The organism is Klebsiella sp. PCX (assembly GCF_021869705.1).
Classification (GTDB): Bacteria; Pseudomonadota; Gammaproteobacteria; order Enterobacterales; family Enterobacteriaceae; genus Klebsiella; species Klebsiella quasipneumoniae.
On sequence record NZ_CP091527.1, the window covers coordinates 1,280,443 to 1,295,438 of the forward strand.

Here is a 14,996-nt window from a genome sequence, read left to right on the forward strand (position 1 = left end):
TGTCTTCCTTTTAACGACGGTGTAGAGCCTGACTGCTGATTAAAATACGGGGAAAAGAAACTGAAATTGTGATCTGTATAGTTAAATGACCAGTGTTAGATTTTATTTGATAATCGTAACGGATTTATCATAAATGGCCGTGTAATCGATTTATTAAAAAATCACTGCTAATGTCAGGTGGTTTGTTTGAAAGCCTGTGGTAATAATCCTCATGTGATTTTGGTCACGCCATTAAGAATTTCATCTCGTTAGCCTGATGGCAGATTAACCATGCTCATTCAATTGCAATGGGTGCAATTATTGGGGAGTTATTATGATCCATGCCTTTATTAAAAAGGGCTGTTTTCAGGATTCAGTCAGTTTAATGATTATTTCACGCAAGCTGAGTGAGTCAGAAAATGTCGACGATGTTTCGGTCATGATGGGCACGCCGGCAAATAAAGCGCTGCTGGAAACTACCGGTTTTTGGCATGACGATTTTGCCACGGCGACGCCGAATGATATTTGCGTGGCGATCCGTACCGATTGCGCAGATGCGTCGGTGACGGAAATGATTATCGCCCGTCTGGATGACGCCTTATCCGCCCTGGCGCAGGGAAGCGGACAAAGTCAGAGTCTGAACGTGGTTCGCCGCTGGCAAAGTGCGATGCAAAAACTGCCGCAGGCCAACATGACCTTAATTTCCGTTGCCGGAGAATATGCCGCGGAGCTGGCCCATCAGGCGCTCAGTAGCGAGAAAAACGTGATGATCTTCTCCGACAACGTCACCCTGGAAGATGAAATTGCCCTCAAAACCCGCGCCCGTGACAAAGGATTGTTGGTGATGGGGCCGGACTGCGGCACCGCCATGATCGCCGGCACCCCGCTGGCCTTCGCCAACGTCACACCGGAGGGCAACATCGGCGTGATTGGCGCTTCCGGTACCGGTATCCAGGAACTGGTCTCGCAAATTGCCCTCGGCGGCGAAGGGATCAGCCATGCGATTGGTCTCGGCGGCCGTGACCTGAGCGCGGAAGTGGGGGGGCTTAGTGCGCAAACGGCGCTGGAAATGTTAACCCAGGATGCACAGAGCCAGGTACTGGCCTTTGTTTCCAAGCCACCTGCTGAGGCGGTGCGCCTGAAGATAATTAACGCAATGAAACGCAGTGCTAAACCGATGGTGGCGCTATTTCTTGGCTATGTCTCGCCAGTCAACCGTGATGAAAACGTCTGGTTTGCCCGCACGCTTGACGAGGCCGGTCGGCTGGCGTGTCTGTTAGCCCGAGTGGTACGCCATCAGGAAAATCTGACCGCAGCCGCGGGTAAGCATATCCGCGGTTTATACACCGGCGGCACGCTGGCGGCGGAATCCGCCGGGCTGCTGGCTGAGCGCCTGAACATCACTCCCGATGAGCATCACCCGCAGGGCATGATGCTCAACGCTCTGGGCCACCAGGTCGTCGACCTCGGCGATGATTTCTACACCGTCGGTCGTCCACACCCGATGATTGATCCCTCCCTGCGTAACCAACTGATTGCTGAACTCGGCGAGCAAACGCAGGTGGGCGTATTGCTGCTGGATGTGGTGATTGGCTATGGCGCCACCGCCGACCCGGCGGGATCGCTGGTGGAAGCATGCCGGCGGGCCTGGGCATTGAGGAGTGAAAGCCATCCGCTGCACGTTATCGCGACCGTGACCGGTACCGAAAATGACCCGCAGTGTCGTTCCCGTCAGATTGCCGAGCTGGAAGATGCAGGCGTGGTGGTGGTCGATAGCCTCCCGGAAGCCGCGCTGCTTGCTGTTGCGCTGATTAGCCCTCAGCGGATGGCGGAGCCCGCACCGCGTTCCAGTCTGCTGGACGGGGTGGCGGTAATTAATGCCGGTCTGCGCAGTTTTGCGATCGATTTACAGTCCGCCGGAACGCCGGTTGTTCACTATCAGTGGGCGCCGATTGCCGGAGGAAATAAAAAACTGGCTCGTTTATTAGAGCGTTTGCAATAAGAGGTCCCTATGTTTACATCAGTGGCGCAGGCCAATGAGGCAGTAATTGAACGAATTCGGAATGCACGTCCGCACTGGCTGGATGTGAAGCCGGCAGGTGCGCTAATCGGGGCGCTGAATCAGAACAAAACGTTGCTCCACGCCGGGCCGCCGATGCGCTGGCAGGCGATGACCGGCCCAATGAAAGGGGCCTGCATTGGCGCATGCCTGTTCGAAGGCTGGGCGCAGGATGAAAAAAACGCCCATGCGATGCTGGAAAGCGGCGAAATTACCTTTATCCCATGCCATCACGTTAACGCCGTGGGGCCAATGGGCGGCATTACTTCGCCGAACATGCCGATGCTGGTGGTGGAAAACATCGCTGAAGGCAACCGCGCCTATTGCAACCTGAACGAAGGGATTGGCAAGGTGATGCGTTTCGGCGCTTACGGTGAAGATGTGCAGCAGCGCCTGCGCTGGATGCGCGATGTGCTGATGCCGGTGCTTAGCGCGGCGCTGAAGCAGATGGAGCGCGGCATCGATTTGACGGCGATGATGGCGCAGGGCATCACCATGGGGGATGAGTTTCACCAGCGTAATATCGCCACCTCCGCGCTGCTAATGCGCACGCTGGCGCCGCATCTGGCGCGCCTAAATCACGACAAACAGCAGATAGCTGAAGTGATGGATTTCCTCGCCATTACCGACCAGTTCTTCCTCAACCTGGCGATGGCCTACTGTAAATCGGCGATGGATGCCGGGGCGCAGATCCGCGCGGGCAGTATCGTCACCGCGATGACCCGCAACGGCGATATGTTCGGTATTCGCGTCAGCGGGCTGGGCGACCGTTGGTTTACCGCGCCGGTCAATACGCCGCAGGGGCTGTTTTTCACTGGCTTCTCGCAGGAGCAGGCCAACCCGGATATGGGCGATAGCGCCATTACTGAAACTTTCGGCATCGGCGGGGCGGCGATGATCGCGGCCCCGGGCGTGACTCGCTTTGTCGGCGCGGGTGGGATGGAGGCGGCGAAATCGGTCTCCGAGGAGATGGCGGAAATCTTCCTTGAACGCAATATGCAACTGCAAATTCCGGGCTGGGATTTCCAGGGTGCCTGTCTGGGGTTGGATATTCGCCGGGTGGTTGAAACCGGCATTACACCGCTTATCAACACCGGTATCGCGCATAAAGAGGCGGGGATCGGCCAGATTGGCGCCGGAACCGTCAGAGCCCCACTGGCCTGCTTTGAACTGGCGCTGGAAGCGCTGGCGGACGAGCTGGGCGTGAGCTGAGGCACACAATGGATAAGATCCGTCCGCTGACAGGCAGCATTGACGCGCCGGACCATCGCCAGCCATGGCGAACCGGCGGCCTCTGGCAGCGCACCATCAATCTCTATGTTGCAGACGGCGCGCTGCTGACGCTGCATCATCGGGGACAAGGCGTGAGCCCCGGCGGATGGGTATTACGTCACCATGATTTTATCCGTTTACACGCGGCGCTGAAGGCGGGGGGGCTGCCGATAGCACGGGATGACGGCATTCAGGTCGATAACCTGTTGCTGTTACCACCGCGAAGGCGCTGCTCCCTGCGGCCTCGATATCAGCCTGGTGGCCCTTATCTACCGACAGCGCTCATGAAGCGCCCGGAAGAGACGGGCCTGTTCGGGCCGCTGTCACAGGCTATCCATCTGCCGCATCATCCTGAGTTGCGGCAATTACGCCACTGTTTTGCTTCTGCGTTGGCCGGGAGCGCCGTTGACTGGCGGCTGTGGCTGGGGAAGGGGCCAGGCCTGACGCCGAGCATGGACGATATGCTGATCGGCATGATGCTGTCCGCGTGGTGTTCTGGACAGATGTCGCGCAACAGCGGACACCATTTCTTTCGTGCCTCCGGCGATCTGCATGCCGCCACAACGCAGGTCAGCGTCAACTATTTACGCTACGCCAGTAAGGGATGCTTCGCTTCACCGCTACTGCATGTTGTTAACGCGCTTCAGTGCGGACGACGAATTGAACCTGCCGTCGAAGCCCTGCTGGCGATGGGGCACACCTCTGGTGCCGACACGCTTCTGGGGTTCTGGCTGGCGCAACAAATAATGTAAGGACTTTTATGAAAACGCTGGTTGTTGCCCTCGGGGGTAACGCTTTATTACAGCGCGGAGAAGCGCTGACGGTAGAAAATCAATATCGCAATATTCACAGTGCCGTTCCCGCGCTGGCGCGTCTGGCGCAGCATTACCGTTTGGCCATTGTGCACGGCAACGGGCCGCAGGTAGGCCTGCTGGCGCTGCAAAATCTGGCCTATAGCGACGTCGAACCTTACCCGCTGGACGTGCTGGTGGCGGAGAGCCAGGGCATGATTGGCTATATGCTGGCCCAATGCCTGGCGCAGGAATCGTCGGTACCGCCGGTATCGGCAGTGATGACGCGTATTACTGTGGCATCGAACGATCCGGCCTTTTCGGCGCCGGAGAAATTTATCGGTCCGGTCTATGACCCTGAGTTGCAGCAGCAGCTGGAAGAGGAGTACGGCTGGACGATGAAGCGCGACGGCAAATACTTGCGTCGGGTTGTCGCCTCGCCAAGGCCGGTGAGAATTGAGGAGAGCGACTCGATTGAGCGTCTGCTGAATGAGGGACATGTCGTGATCTGCTGTGGCGGCGGAGGCATTCCGGTGCTCGAGAGCGGGCAGGGCGCAGAGGCGGTTATCGATAAAGATTTGGCCGCAGCGCTACTGGCGGAACAGATTGATGCCGATGGTCTGGTGATCCTCACCGATGCGGATGCGGTATATGAACACTGGGGCACCCCAATGCAGCGACCGATCCGTGAAGCGACCCCGGAGGCGCTGGCGCCTTTTGCTCGCGACGATGGCGCGATGGGGCCGAAAATTTCGGCAGTCAGCAGCTATGTTCGCCGCAGGGGCAAGCGGGCGTGGATTGGCGCGTTATCACGCATTGAGGAGACTCTCGCCGGTCGGGCGGGAACCTGTATCAAGCCCTGACGGGGGACTACTGTCGGTGAGGATGCCTGAATATCGTGCATTCTGCCCCGGGACGGCGACGCGTTGCCAGGGCGACGAGTTCTGAATAGCTGGGCTTTTATCGGCCGGGCAAGCGTCAGCCGCCGCCCGGCAAGACAAAGGTGAGGCGTTACGCCAGTTGCGATTGCGCCCAGAACAGACCGCTGGTGTACTCCGCTGGCAGCAGCGGCTTGATCGCTTCCAGCGTCGCGCTCAGACGGTCAGTATCGCTGTCGGTCAGGTTCAGGTGGCCGACTTTACGACCCGGGCGCACCTCTTTATCGTACCAGTGCAGGTGGACCAGCGGCAGCTTCAGCCAGTCGTAATTGAGATCGGTGCCGATCAGGTTGATCATTACCGACGGGCTGTTAACCACTGGCGGCGGCAGCGGCAGGCCGGTAATCGCTCGCAGATGCAGCTCAAACTGGCTGATGGAGGCGCCATTTTGCGTCCAGTGGCCGCTGTTGTGCACGCGCGGCGCCAGCTCGTTGATCAGCAGTCCCTCGGCAGTGACGAAGCACTCCATCGCCATCACGCCGACGTAGTTCAGCTCGTTCATGATCGCCGTCAGCATCCTTTCCGCTTGCTCCTGCTGGCGGACATTGGCCTGCGGGAAGGCGACGCTGGCGCGCAGAATACCGTCCTGATGCAGGTTGCGGGTCAGCGGGTAGAAGACGGTGCTGCCGTCATGGGCGCGGGCACCCACCAGCGACACTTCGCCGGAGAAGTTAATCCCCTGCTCGACGATGCACTCGCCGTAGTTATCGGCCGGTAGCTGATCGATCTCGTTTTCCCGCAGACGCCACTGGCCGCGGCCGTCGTAACCGCCAACGCGACGCTTAACGATCGCCAGTTCGCCAAGGCGGGCAAACACCGCCGGCCACTCGCTTTTATCCGCCAGCAGCTGCCACGGGGCAGTGGCGAGACCAAGCTTGTCAAACAGCTGCTTTTGCGTCAGGCGATCGGCGATAATCGGGAAGACGTCGCGGTTGACGAACGCCGGGTGGCGGGCCAGCTCGCGGGTGAGGGCGGTTTCCGGCCAGCGTTCAATTTCTGCCGTGATGACGCTCTGCTGGAATGGCACCGCTTCCGGATCGGCTTCCAGCCCCACCGGCCAGACGGCGATACCCAGCGGCTCGCCGGCCTGGCGCAGCATGCGGCCTAACTGGCCGTTGCCGAGTACGCATACCTGTTTCATGCCGCACCCCGCGGGTCCGGGTTATCCAGCACTTCATCGGTTTGCGCCTGGCGCCAGGCGCTCAGGCGCTGGTGGAGTTCAGCATCATGCTGGGCGAGGATCTGCGCGGCAAGCAGACCGGCGTTCGCGGCGCCGGCTTTGCCGATGGCCAGTGTGCCGACCGGAATACCGCGCGGCATCTGAACAATGGAGTAAAGGCTGTCGACACCGCTTAAGGCTGCGCTCTGAACCGGTACGCCGAGCACTGGCACCAGGGTTTTCGCCGCAATCATGCCCGGCAGATGCGCCGCGCCGCCTGCCCCAGCAATAATCACCTGATAGCCATTACTTTCGGCGCTTTCAGCGAAGCTGAACAGCTTATCGGGCGTGCGATGGGCGGAGACCACTTCGACATGGTACGGAACGTTCAGGGCATCAAGAATTTCTGCGGTAAATTGCATGGTAGCCCAGTCGCTTTTGGACCCCATCACGATGGCGATACGCGCCGAATTATTGCGGGAAGACATGCGTCTTAAAACTCCTGTGGGTGTGTTTCACACTGCTTTAGAGGCCACAGAGAATAGCATGAACTGCCGGCAAGGAAAACGGTTGCGTGTGCATGGTTAGCCGTCTTTTGTCTCGCTCTGCGATGACGACGATCGCGGCTTATTGGCCTTGATCTCATTCATGCAACAAGTGATAAGCAGTACTAACCCCCAGGGGAGCATCAGGGTACCCATCATCAGTAAATAGATTTGTACCAGTCGGCTCTCGTGAGGGCGGGTACAGAGCAAATAAATGGCATAGAAATAAATAGCCCACGCCAGCATCGCACACCAGACAAACGTCAGCGTGTTGCCGAGAGCGACGCCGATTAAGGCGATATAACTTATCCCTAACGGATTGAGGATCGTGATGATCATTCCCCAGATCAGCGGCTGGCTCCACTTTTTCCTGCTCATGCTCGTTCCTTGAGAGTGATGTTGTGGAAGACTAGCATGCGCAATGCCGGCAGGAGCATACCTCCGTCCCGGCAAGAGGGGATTTCAGAATTGTGCTCGCGCAGGAATTAGAACGGGAAATGGATCAGTTCGACGTCGTCCGGCGTCACCTTCACCATCGAACCTTCGCTGTGCCAGGCGCCGAGTACCACGCGCCATGCGGGCTGGCCGTTGGCCTGCAGGTCATGGACCGCCGGGCGATGGGTATGGCCGTGGATCAGCCACTGCACGTGATGCCGCTCCATGGCGTTAACCACCGCCTGTGGATTCACATCCATAATTTCCATTGATTTGCTGCTGTTGGCGGCTTTGCTGTCGGCGCGCATGCGGGCGGCGATGCGGCGGCGGACAAACAGCGGCAGAGCCAGGAACAGACGCTGGATCCACGGGGTGTGGACTTTCGCGCGAAACGCCAGATAGCCTTGGTCATCGGTGCACAGCGTGTCGCCATGCATAATCAAGACGTCACGGCCATAGAGGTCCAGTCGCTCTTCTTCGGCGAGCAGGATCATCCCGCTCTGACGGGCGAAGCGCTGGCCGACGAGAAAATCGCGGTTGCCGTGAATGAAGTAGCAGGGCACGCCGGCGTCGACGACGGCTTTGATTGCCGTAGCGATTTGCTGATGCAACGGGTTGGGATCGTCATCGCCGATCCACGCCTCAAACAGATCGCCAAGGATATACAGGGCATCCGCCTGACGGGCTTCCCCCTGTAAAAAACGCAGAAAACCGGCGGTGATCGCCGGTTCTTCTGTTTGCAGGTGCAAATCTGCAATAAAAAGTGTCGCCACGAATTACTCGCTGACGGTGACGCTTTTGATGATCACATCGTCTTTCGGCACATCCTGGTGCATGCCGCTGCGGCCGGTGGCAACCGCTTTGATTTTGTCAACCACGTCCATGCCTTCAACCACTTCCGCGAAGACGCAGTAGCCCCAGCCCTGCAGGCTTTCGCCGGAGAAGTTCAGGAAGTCGTTGTCAACCACGTTGATGAAGAACTGCGCGGTGGCAGAGTGCGGCGCCTGAGTACGGGCCATCGCCAGCGTGCCGCGGGTGTTTTTCAGACCGTTGTTCGCTTCGTTCTGAATCGGAGATTTGGTCGCTTTTTGTTTCATGCCAGGTTCAAAACCGCCGCCCTGAATCATGAAACCGTTGATAACACGGTGGAAAATGGTGTTGTCGTAGAAACCTTCGCGGCAGTAGTCCAGGAAGTTTTTAACTGTTTCCGGCGCTTTGTCGTCAAACGTTTTGATTACGATATCGCCATGATTGGTGTGGAAAGTAACCATTTTTGCATCCTGTTCCGATGAGTGTGGTGCCAGCACCCGGTGTCGGGTGAGATATAGGGGGGTGTTATAGCATAACCGCGGGGGTCGATGCACCTTGCAATGTGTGCTGCGTCCTGTCTGAATTATGGGTATTATAGAGGCTTCATTACCCACACACGTCTACACGGAATCTTCGATGTTAAAAATTTTTAATACACTGACGCGCCAGAAAGAGGAATTTAAACCTATCCATGCCGGGGAAGTCGGCATGTACGTGTGTGGTATTACCGTTTACGATCTCTGTCACATCGGCCATGGGCGTACCTTCGTCTCTTTTGACGTTGTGGCGCGTTATCTGCGTTTTCTCGGCTATAAGCTGAAGTACGTGCGCAATATCACCGATATCGACGACAAAATCATTAAGCGCGCTAATGAAAACGGCGAAAGCTTTGTCGCGCTGGTCGATCGGATGATCGCCGAAATGCACAAGGATTTTGACGCCCTGAATATTTTGCGTCCCGACAGCGAGCCGCGCGCGACGCATCATATTGCGGAGATCATCGAGATTACCGAGCAATTGATCGCCAAAGGCCATGCCTATGTGGCGGATAACGGCGACGTAATGTTCGATGTGCCGACAGACCCGAACTACGGTTTGCTGTCGCGTCAGGATCTCGATCAGCTGCAGGCGGGGGCGCGCGTCGACGTGGTTGACGTCAAGCGTAATCCGATGGACTTCGTCCTGTGGAAAATGTCGAAAGAGGGCGAGCCAAGCTGGCCGTCGCCGTGGGGCGCAGGCCGTCCGGGATGGCATATTGAGTGCTCGGCGATGAACTGCAAACAGCTGGGCAACCATTTTGACATTCACGGCGGCGGTTCCGATCTGATGTTCCCGCATCACGAAAACGAAATCGCTCAGTCCACCTGCGCCCATGACGGCGAGTACGTCAACTACTGGATGCACTCCGGCATGGTGATGGTCGACCGCGAGAAGATGTCGAAATCGCTGGGCAACTTCTTTACCGTCCGCGACGTGCTGAAGTATTACGATGCCGAGACGATTCGCTACTTCCTGATGTCCGGCCACTATCGCAGCCAGCTGAACTATAGCGAAGAGAACCTCAAGCAGGCGCGTTCGGCGCTGGAGCGTCTGTACACCGCGCTGCGCGGTACCGACAAATCCGTCGACGCGGCGGGCGGCGAAGCCTTCGAAGCACGCTTTATCGAGGCTATGGACGATGACTTCAACACCCCGGAAGCCTACTCGGTGCTGTTCGATATGGCTCGCGAAGTGAACCGTCTGAAAACCGAGGACGCGGCCGCGGCGAACGCCATGGCGGCCCACCTGCGTAAGCTTGCGTCGGTGCTGGGGCTGCTGGAGCAGGAGCCGGACGCCTTCCTGCAGAGCGGCGCGCAGGCTGACGACGCGGAAGTGGCGGAAATTGAATCGCTTATCCAGCAGCGTCTGGACGCGCGTAAAGCGAAAGACTGGGCGGCGGCGGATGCGGCGCGCGATCGTCTTAACGAGATGGGTATCGTGCTGGAAGATGGCCCGCAGGGCACCACCTGGCGCCGGAAGTAAGCCATAAAAAAACGCCCGCTTAAGCGGGCGTTTTCCTTTTCGCTGTCAGGCCGTGACGGTGACGCTCTGGCCTTCAAAGCTCACCGTCTGACCGGCGACGATTTTGCAGCGTTTGCGGGTTTCCACCGCGCCGTCGACTTTTACCAGCCCGTCGGCGATGGCGATCTTCGCCTGGGCGCCGCTTTCGCTCCAGCCTTCGAGTTTCAGCAGATCGCACAGCTCAACGTGCGGGTGTTTTCCTAAGGAAAATGTCGCCATCTCAGGCCTCCTCAACGTCGTGGTACTCTTCGCACGCCTGCAGCGTGTTCTGAATCAGAGTGGCGACGGTCATCGGGCCAACGCCGCCGGGAACCGGGGTGATGTAGGAGGCGCGTTCAGCGGCATCTTCATACACCACGTCGCCGACCACTTTGCCGCTTTCCAGACGGTTAATGCCGACATCGACCACAATCGCCCCTTCTTTGATCCATTCGCCAGGAATAAAGCCCGGTTTACCCACCGCGACGATCAGCAGGTCGGCGTTTTCGACATGATGGCGCAGGTTTTTGGTAAAGCGGTGGGTGACGGTGGTGGTGCAGCCGGCCAGCAGCAGCTCCATGCTCATTGGGCGGCCAACGATATTGGAGGCGCCAATGACCACCGCATTCAGGCCGTAGGTGTCGATATTGTAGCGTTCCAGCAGCGTCACGATACCGCGTGGGGTGCACGGACGCAGGCGCGGCGCCCGCTGGCACAGGCGGCCAACGTTGTAAGGATGGAAGCCGTCAACGTCTTTATCCGGCGCGATGCGCTCAAGAACTTTGACGTTATCTATCCCTGCAGGCAGGGGCAGCTGAACCAGAATACCGTCGATGGTCTTATCGGCATTCAGGGTGTCGATAAGCTCCAGCAGCTCGGCTTCGCTGGTGGTTTCCGGGAGATCGTAAGAGCGGGAGACGAAGCCCACTTCTTCACATGCTTTGCGCTTGCTGCCGACATAAATCTGCGAGGCCGGGTTGCTGCCGACCAGCACGACGGCCAGCCCAGGGGCGCGTTTTCCGGCCGCAACGCGAGCCTTCACTTTTTCCGCAACCTCAGAGCGTACCTGCTGCGCAATCGTTTTACCGTCAATAATTTTTGCTGCCATCAGAGAGAGGATTCCATCTGTATCTTTACGAAAGGGGGATGAGGATATTTTGTCAGAAGCCGGCCTCGCTGTCAGTCCTCGTTTGCTGTTTTATCCTGTCCGGGGCGAATTTAGCCTGTTTTGACCCTGGTTATTACATGGTTATTGGTGCGTTGCGCCTGGCCACTCAGTCGATTTACTGGCGTAAGAGCCCCGCTGGTACGCTTCTTGTACAGTTGGTGGAGGATATTTCGCCAGCGTCGTATAAGCTCCACAGTTTCCTGGCAAAATGGATTGACTCAACCGACGTGGACCGTATAATTCCAGGCGTTTCACTCCGCGAAGCACTCGCTTCTCAGGGCGCCCTTAGCTCAGCTGGATAGAGCAACGGCCTTCTAAGCCGTAGGTCACAGGTTCGAATCCTGTAGGGCGTGCCATTAATAATCAATCACTTAATTACTTCCTCCAGTCGCTGATTTTTCCTTGTGGGACATATGTGGGACATCTTCTGCAAAAATCGAGTCAATTTTCCGTGCGTGTTCAGTCAGGTGGTTCGGCGCCAGGTGAGCATAGCGACGGACCATTTCGATGATTCTAATGTCTTGCAGTATCTGTCGGACGATGGCCAGTGAGAGTACAGCATTACGGCTCTGCAATATCGAACAGAATGGTTAATGCTGGTTATAGCTGAGTGCAGAATAAGCGCTCTGCAGGAATGTGAAAATATGTTGCCGGTAACAGGCTAATAGTCATTATAGCTTTAGGTTATGTCTGACTGGGTTAAGTATCGCATTTTAAGCTGGCGTGAAGTACAGTTGTTAAAGATCAATATTGAACACTATTTGAAAGCATACCCTCGATGTTCATCCACTGCCTGGAAAGATCCAAATGAACATCAAATTCGTCGTCATCTCCGTATTCGCTGTTGTGTGTGTCTTTGCATCAGATATTTCCATCGCCAAATCGAATTCCTTAAGCGATGATCAGGTCAGGCAAAGAATTATTGATGACTCTGTCGCATCCTATCCCGGTACCTGTGCCTGTCCCTTCAATACCGCCCGGAACGGCAGCTCGTGCGGTGGCCGCAGCGCCTGGAGCAAAGCTGGTGGGTACTCACCTATTTGCTACAAGAAAGAGGTAACAAAGGAGATGGTGAAGGCGTGGCGACAAGAGAATCAATGATAATAATCATTATCTGAACCAGGTGATTACTTACACTGGAATAGTAGGTTAAATTATATTAAATGATTATTTCGAATACGGCAGGCCATTTGCAGTAAGCACTGTTCTGTTAGAGGCGGCAGAGGCCACGGCATATATTATTTAACCTTTTGATATTTGACCCCAGTTAATCTTTTCCCTCTCTGACGGATTAAGTGCCACGTATCCTGTTACGAAGAGCACGGGGTTACTCACACATCAGACACTCCCTCTTCTCACGACAAAACCGGTTCAGCGTGTTGTGTGTGGGGACAGTACCCATCAACTCAATCTGATAACAAAAAGTTTAATTTTTTTCCCCGCCGCCCTGACTATAGTTAGGGCACTTTCACTTGCCCAAAAGGTCACGATTATGAAATTAGTTATCGCCTCTGTAATTTCCCTTCTCAGCTTCAGCGCGCTGGCGGCGCCAGAGGGCACGCTCAGCGTACACATTCTTAATCAGCAAACCGGGCTCCCTTCGCCGGGTGTGCAGATTGAGCTGGATAAGCAGCAAGGGGAGAGCTGGCAGCATATCGCCACCGGCAAAACGGATGCCGATGGGCGGATTAAATCGCTCTATCCGCAGGCAGAGAATATGGAGCCGGGGGTTTATAAAGTGACGTTTAAAACCGGTGACTATTTTAAAAGCCAAAACATGAATACGTTCTTCCCGGTGATTCCGGTTATTTTCAATGTCACAAAGCAAAATCAAAAACTGCATATCCCGCTGCTGCTCAGTCAGTACGGATACTCTACCTACCGCGGCAGCTGATGACCCAAGCCGCTATCCAGCCAACGCCTGCGCGTCTCCCGCAGGCGTCACCCTTTCCCCGCACAACGACCTCCACGCCTAACGCCCGGTCTCTTCCTCTTTTACGTGTTAATGGCCTCGCCGGACATCGCTGGCAGGGTGGGAAATCCTCAGATACGCAGACCGTGAGGAAAGGTCAATACCAGGGATAAATCTCTGGCGGGCCGGAAAGCGCTGCGCCTACACCGGCAGGAGGCTCATCATCAGCCAGGCGATGGCGATGCAGATAAGCGTCATCGACAGCACAAAATTCATGGTAGCTCCTCTTCATCCTTTCTGTACTCAGCGTAAATTTTGACAGCGCTGATCGCCTTTATCCTTGGCGATTTGTGCCGCTATCCGACGATGGGGTGGGGAAAGATGGCCTGTTTCCCCGGAAAGGCCAGCAAAATATCCTCTTTGTCAGAGTTATAGTGATGACATCAATGAATAAGCTGCATCACATTGGTTATGTTGCTCTTTCCGCCTGAAGAATGACTTCAGGTCGCTGATAAGCTGCTGGGGGAACTGACAGGATGAGCACCACACCGTTAACGCTTTCTATTGCCGGGCAACCGACGCCCATCACCCTGCCGCAGGTGCCGGGAACCCGGGGCCATGTGGGAGTCGACATACGCGAGCTGAATCACTCCGGATTCTGCAGCTACGACCCTGGCTTTGCCAACACCGCCGGATGCCAGTCGGCGATCTCGTGGATCGATACGGAAAACAGCGTGCTGCTGCACCGCGGCTATCCGGTGGATCAGCTGGCTCGCCAGTGTGATTTTCTCGAGGTGGCGTACATCATGCTGCGGGGCGACGCGCCGGATGAGGCCAGCTATCAAACGTTTCGCGAGACCATCACCCGCCATACCCTGGTGCACGAGCAGATAGCCCGCATGTGCAGCGGCTTTCGCCGCGATTCGCACCCGATGGCGCTGATGTGTGCTCTGGTGGGGGCGCTGGCGGCGTTCTATCATGATGTTCTGGACGTGGAAAATCCGCAGCACCGGGCGCTGGCCGCCACGCGGCTGCTGTCGAAAATGCCCACTATCGCCGCCATGAGCTACAAGTACACCATTGAACAACCCGCCGCCTATCCGCGCAACGATCTCTCCTATGCCGGAAATTTCCTGCAGATGCTGTTTGCTATCCCGGCCGAAAAGTACGTCCTCAATCCGGTTATCGAGCAGGCGATGAACCAGATCCTGGTCCTGCATGCCGATCACGGGCAGTGCGCCTCCACCACCACGGTGCGCGCGGCGGGCTCCTCCGGAGCGAACTTATTCGCCTGCGTCGCCGCCGGGCTGGCATCATTATGGGGACCGATGCACGGCGGCGCCAATGAGTCGAGCATGCGGATGCTGGAGGAAATTGAAAGCGTCGATCAGGTTCCGGCGTTTCTGCGTCAGGCAAAGCGCGACCCGCAGGCATTTCGCCGCCTCGGTTTTGGCAACTCGCGCTACCGTCACCGTGACCCGCGCGCCGATATCCTGCGTGAAACCAGCCATCGGGTCCTGGCGGAGGTAGGCATGTCTGACCGTCTGCTGCAGGTGGCGATGGCCCTTGAGGACGTGGCGCTGACCGATCCCTACTTTGTGGAAAATGGCCTGTCGCCGAGCGTGGATTTTTATACCGCGGTGATCCTCAAGGCGATGAATCTGCCTTCGTCGATGTTTGCGGTGGTCACCGCGGTCGGTCGGACGGTCGGCTGGGTGGCGCACTGGAACGAGATGCACCAGGCGCCGCTGACCATCTACCGGCCACGGCAGATTTACGTTGGCGAGGGCTATCGGGATTACGTCTCCCGACGCGGCGAGCGGTCAACGGGCCCGCAGTGACAGCGGGCGAAGCGAACGCCAGCGCGACCTTCGTGGTGACCTATAAC

General features: G+C 57.0%; 16 protein-coding genes, 1 tRNA gene and 1 pseudogene. 10 read left to right on the top strand and 8 right to left on the bottom strand.

Features of this window, described 5'->3' with window-relative positions:
* Positions 1-313 precede the first annotated feature (313 nt).
* Genes GQR96_RS05975 through GQR96_RS05990 form a run of 4 tightly spaced genes read left to right on the top strand, consistent with a single transcriptional unit; the run spans position 314 to position 4,964 of the window.
* On the top strand, positions 314-1,981 hold the full coding sequence (locus GQR96_RS05975; protein ID WP_065903582.1) for an acyl-CoA synthetase FdrA: 1,668 nt from the start codon (positions 314-316) through the stop codon (positions 1,979-1,981).
* 9 nt (positions 1,982-1,990) lie between these two features.
* Positions 1,991-3,250 carry a YlbE family protein gene (locus GQR96_RS05980; protein ID WP_043521420.1) on the top strand — a complete coding sequence of 420 codons (1,260 nt, stop codon included), beginning with the start codon at positions 1,991-1,993 and terminating at the stop codon, positions 3,248-3,250.
* 8 nt (positions 3,251-3,258) lie between these two features.
* Positions 3,259-4,062: an oxamate carbamoyltransferase subunit AllH family protein gene (locus GQR96_RS05985; protein WP_057213746.1), complete on the top strand. Its 804-nt coding sequence runs from the start codon at positions 3,259-3,261 to the stop codon at positions 4,060-4,062.
* Between the two features lie 8 nt (positions 4,063-4,070).
* The gene (locus tag GQR96_RS05990) at positions 4,071-4,964 is read left to right on the top strand and encodes a carbamate kinase (protein ID WP_065903585.1); all 894 of its coding nucleotides are present in this window, start codon (positions 4,071-4,073) and stop codon (positions 4,962-4,964) included.
* A gap of 148 nt (positions 4,965-5,112) precedes the next feature.
* Here GQR96_RS05990 and purK read toward each other — a convergent pair whose 3' ends face one another.
* The 5 genes from purK to ppiB all read right to left on the bottom strand — a co-directional run bounded on the left by purK (position 5,113) and on the right by ppiB (position 8,449).
* Positions 5,113-6,180: a 5-(carboxyamino)imidazole ribonucleotide synthase gene (purK, locus tag GQR96_RS05995; protein WP_043521417.1), complete on the bottom strand. Its 1,068-nt coding sequence runs from the start codon at positions 6,178-6,180 to the stop codon at positions 5,113-5,115.
* Positions 6,177-6,686, bottom strand: coding sequence for a 5-(carboxyamino)imidazole ribonucleotide mutase (purE, locus tag GQR96_RS06000; protein ID WP_004204711.1), 510 nt, complete (start codon positions 6,684-6,686; stop codon positions 6,177-6,179). The genes purK and purE overlap by 4 nt, the downstream gene beginning before the upstream one ends.
* A gap of 96 nt (positions 6,687-6,782) precedes the next feature.
* Positions 6,783-7,121, bottom strand: a complete 339-nt coding sequence (locus tag GQR96_RS06005; RefSeq protein ID WP_004204709.1) for a hypothetical protein — start codon at positions 7,119-7,121, stop codon at positions 6,783-6,785.
* Between the two features lie 107 nt (positions 7,122-7,228).
* Positions 7,229-7,951 carry a UDP-2,3-diacylglucosamine diphosphatase gene (gene lpxH / locus GQR96_RS06010; protein WP_004204708.1) on the bottom strand — a complete coding sequence of 241 codons (723 nt, stop codon included), beginning with the start codon at positions 7,949-7,951 and terminating at the stop codon, positions 7,229-7,231.
* A 3-nt stretch (positions 7,952-7,954) separates the two neighbouring features.
* Positions 7,955-8,449, bottom strand: coding sequence for a peptidylprolyl isomerase B (gene ppiB, locus GQR96_RS06015; RefSeq protein ID WP_004151319.1), 495 nt, complete (start codon positions 8,447-8,449; stop codon positions 7,955-7,957).
* Between the two features lie 175 nt (positions 8,450-8,624).
* Between ppiB and cysS the strand changes: the two genes are divergently transcribed.
* Positions 8,625-10,010 (top strand): cysteine--tRNA ligase, encoded by a 1,386-nt coding sequence (cysS, locus tag GQR96_RS06020; RefSeq protein WP_004204706.1) that lies wholly within the window; start codon positions 8,625-8,627, stop codon positions 10,008-10,010.
* Positions 10,011-10,055: 45 nt separating this feature from the next.
* On the opposite strand, the gene ybcJ is transcribed toward cysS, so the two are convergent.
* Both ybcJ and folD read right to left on the bottom strand, forming a co-directional pair.
* Positions 10,056-10,268, bottom strand: a complete 213-nt coding sequence (gene ybcJ, locus GQR96_RS06025; RefSeq protein WP_004143016.1) for a ribosome-associated protein YbcJ — start codon at positions 10,266-10,268, stop codon at positions 10,056-10,058.
* A gap of 1 nt (position 10,269) precedes the next feature.
* The gene (gene folD / locus GQR96_RS06030) at positions 10,270-11,136 is read right to left on the bottom strand and encodes a bifunctional methylenetetrahydrofolate dehydrogenase/methenyltetrahydrofolate cyclohydrolase FolD (RefSeq protein WP_004143017.1); all 867 of its coding nucleotides are present in this window, start codon (positions 11,134-11,136) and stop codon (positions 10,270-10,272) included.
* 339 nt (positions 11,137-11,475) lie between these two features.
* Here folD and GQR96_RS06035 point away from each other — a divergent pair.
* Positions 11,476-11,552 (top strand) — tRNA-Arg (locus GQR96_RS06035).
* 15 nt (positions 11,553-11,567) lie between these two features.
* Here the strand turns inward: GQR96_RS06035 and GQR96_RS06040 are convergent.
* Positions 11,568-11,705 (bottom strand): annotated as a pseudogene (locus tag GQR96_RS06040) (integrase); the annotation flags it as partial.
* Positions 11,706-12,003: 298 nt separating this feature from the next.
* Between GQR96_RS06040 and GQR96_RS06045 the strand changes: the two are divergent.
* The 4 genes from GQR96_RS06045 to GQR96_RS06060 all read left to right on the top strand — a co-directional run bounded on the left by GQR96_RS06045 (position 12,004) and on the right by GQR96_RS06060 (position 14,949).
* Positions 12,004-12,297, top strand: a complete 294-nt coding sequence (locus GQR96_RS06045) for a hypothetical protein (protein ID WP_049092949.1) — start codon at positions 12,004-12,006, stop codon at positions 12,295-12,297.
* Between the two features lie 391 nt (positions 12,298-12,688).
* On the top strand, positions 12,689-13,090 hold the full coding sequence (uraH, locus tag GQR96_RS06050; RefSeq protein ID WP_002892366.1) for a hydroxyisourate hydrolase: 402 nt from the start codon (positions 12,689-12,691) through the stop codon (positions 13,088-13,090).
* 368 nt (positions 13,091-13,458) lie between these two features.
* Complete coding sequence (locus tag GQR96_RS06055; protein WP_032425838.1) at positions 13,459-13,599, top strand: hypothetical protein; 141 nt, start codon at positions 13,459-13,461, stop codon at positions 13,597-13,599.
* Between the two features lie 45 nt (positions 13,600-13,644).
* Positions 13,645-14,949 carry a citrate synthase gene (locus GQR96_RS06060; protein ID WP_049004659.1) on the top strand — a complete coding sequence of 435 codons (1,305 nt, stop codon included), beginning with the start codon at positions 13,645-13,647 and terminating at the stop codon, positions 14,947-14,949.
* Positions 14,950-14,996 lie beyond the last annotated feature (47 nt).

Coding starts and splice junctions, on each gene's coding strand:
- GQR96_RS05975 (WP_065903582.1), top strand. CDS start 314: ATGATCCATGCCTTTATTAAAAAGGGCTGTTTTCAGGATTCAGTCAGT.
- GQR96_RS05980 (WP_043521420.1), top strand. CDS start 1,991: ATGTTTACATCAGTGGCGCAGGCCAATGAGGCAGTAATTGAACGAATT.
- GQR96_RS05985 (WP_057213746.1), top strand. CDS start 3,259: ATGGATAAGATCCGTCCGCTGACAGGCAGCATTGACGCGCCGGACCAT.
- GQR96_RS05990 (WP_065903585.1), top strand. CDS start 4,071: ATGAAAACGCTGGTTGTTGCCCTCGGGGGTAACGCTTTATTACAGCGC.
- purK (WP_043521417.1), bottom strand. CDS start 6,180: ATGAAACAGGTATGCGTACTCGGCAACGGCCAGTTAGGCCGCATGCTG.
- purE (WP_004204711.1), bottom strand. CDS start 6,686: ATGTCTTCCCGCAATAATTCGGCGCGTATCGCCATCGTGATGGGGTCC.
- GQR96_RS06005 (WP_004204709.1), bottom strand. CDS start 7,121: ATGAGCAGGAAAAAGTGGAGCCAGCCGCTGATCTGGGGAATGATCATC.
- ppiB (WP_004151319.1), bottom strand. CDS start 8,449: ATGGTTACTTTCCACACCAATCATGGCGATATCGTAATCAAAACGTTT.
- cysS (WP_004204706.1), top strand. CDS start 8,625: ATGTTAAAAATTTTTAATACACTGACGCGCCAGAAAGAGGAATTTAAA.
- ybcJ (WP_004143016.1), bottom strand. CDS start 10,268: ATGGCGACATTTTCCTTAGGAAAACACCCGCACGTTGAGCTGTGCGAT.
- folD (WP_004143017.1), bottom strand. CDS start 11,136: ATGGCAGCAAAAATTATTGACGGTAAAACGATTGCGCAGCAGGTACGC.
- GQR96_RS06045 (WP_049092949.1), top strand. CDS start 12,004: ATGAACATCAAATTCGTCGTCATCTCCGTATTCGCTGTTGTGTGTGTC.
- uraH (WP_002892366.1), top strand. CDS start 12,689: ATGAAATTAGTTATCGCCTCTGTAATTTCCCTTCTCAGCTTCAGCGCG.
- GQR96_RS06060 (WP_049004659.1), top strand. CDS start 13,645: ATGAGCACCACACCGTTAACGCTTTCTATTGCCGGGCAACCGACGCCC.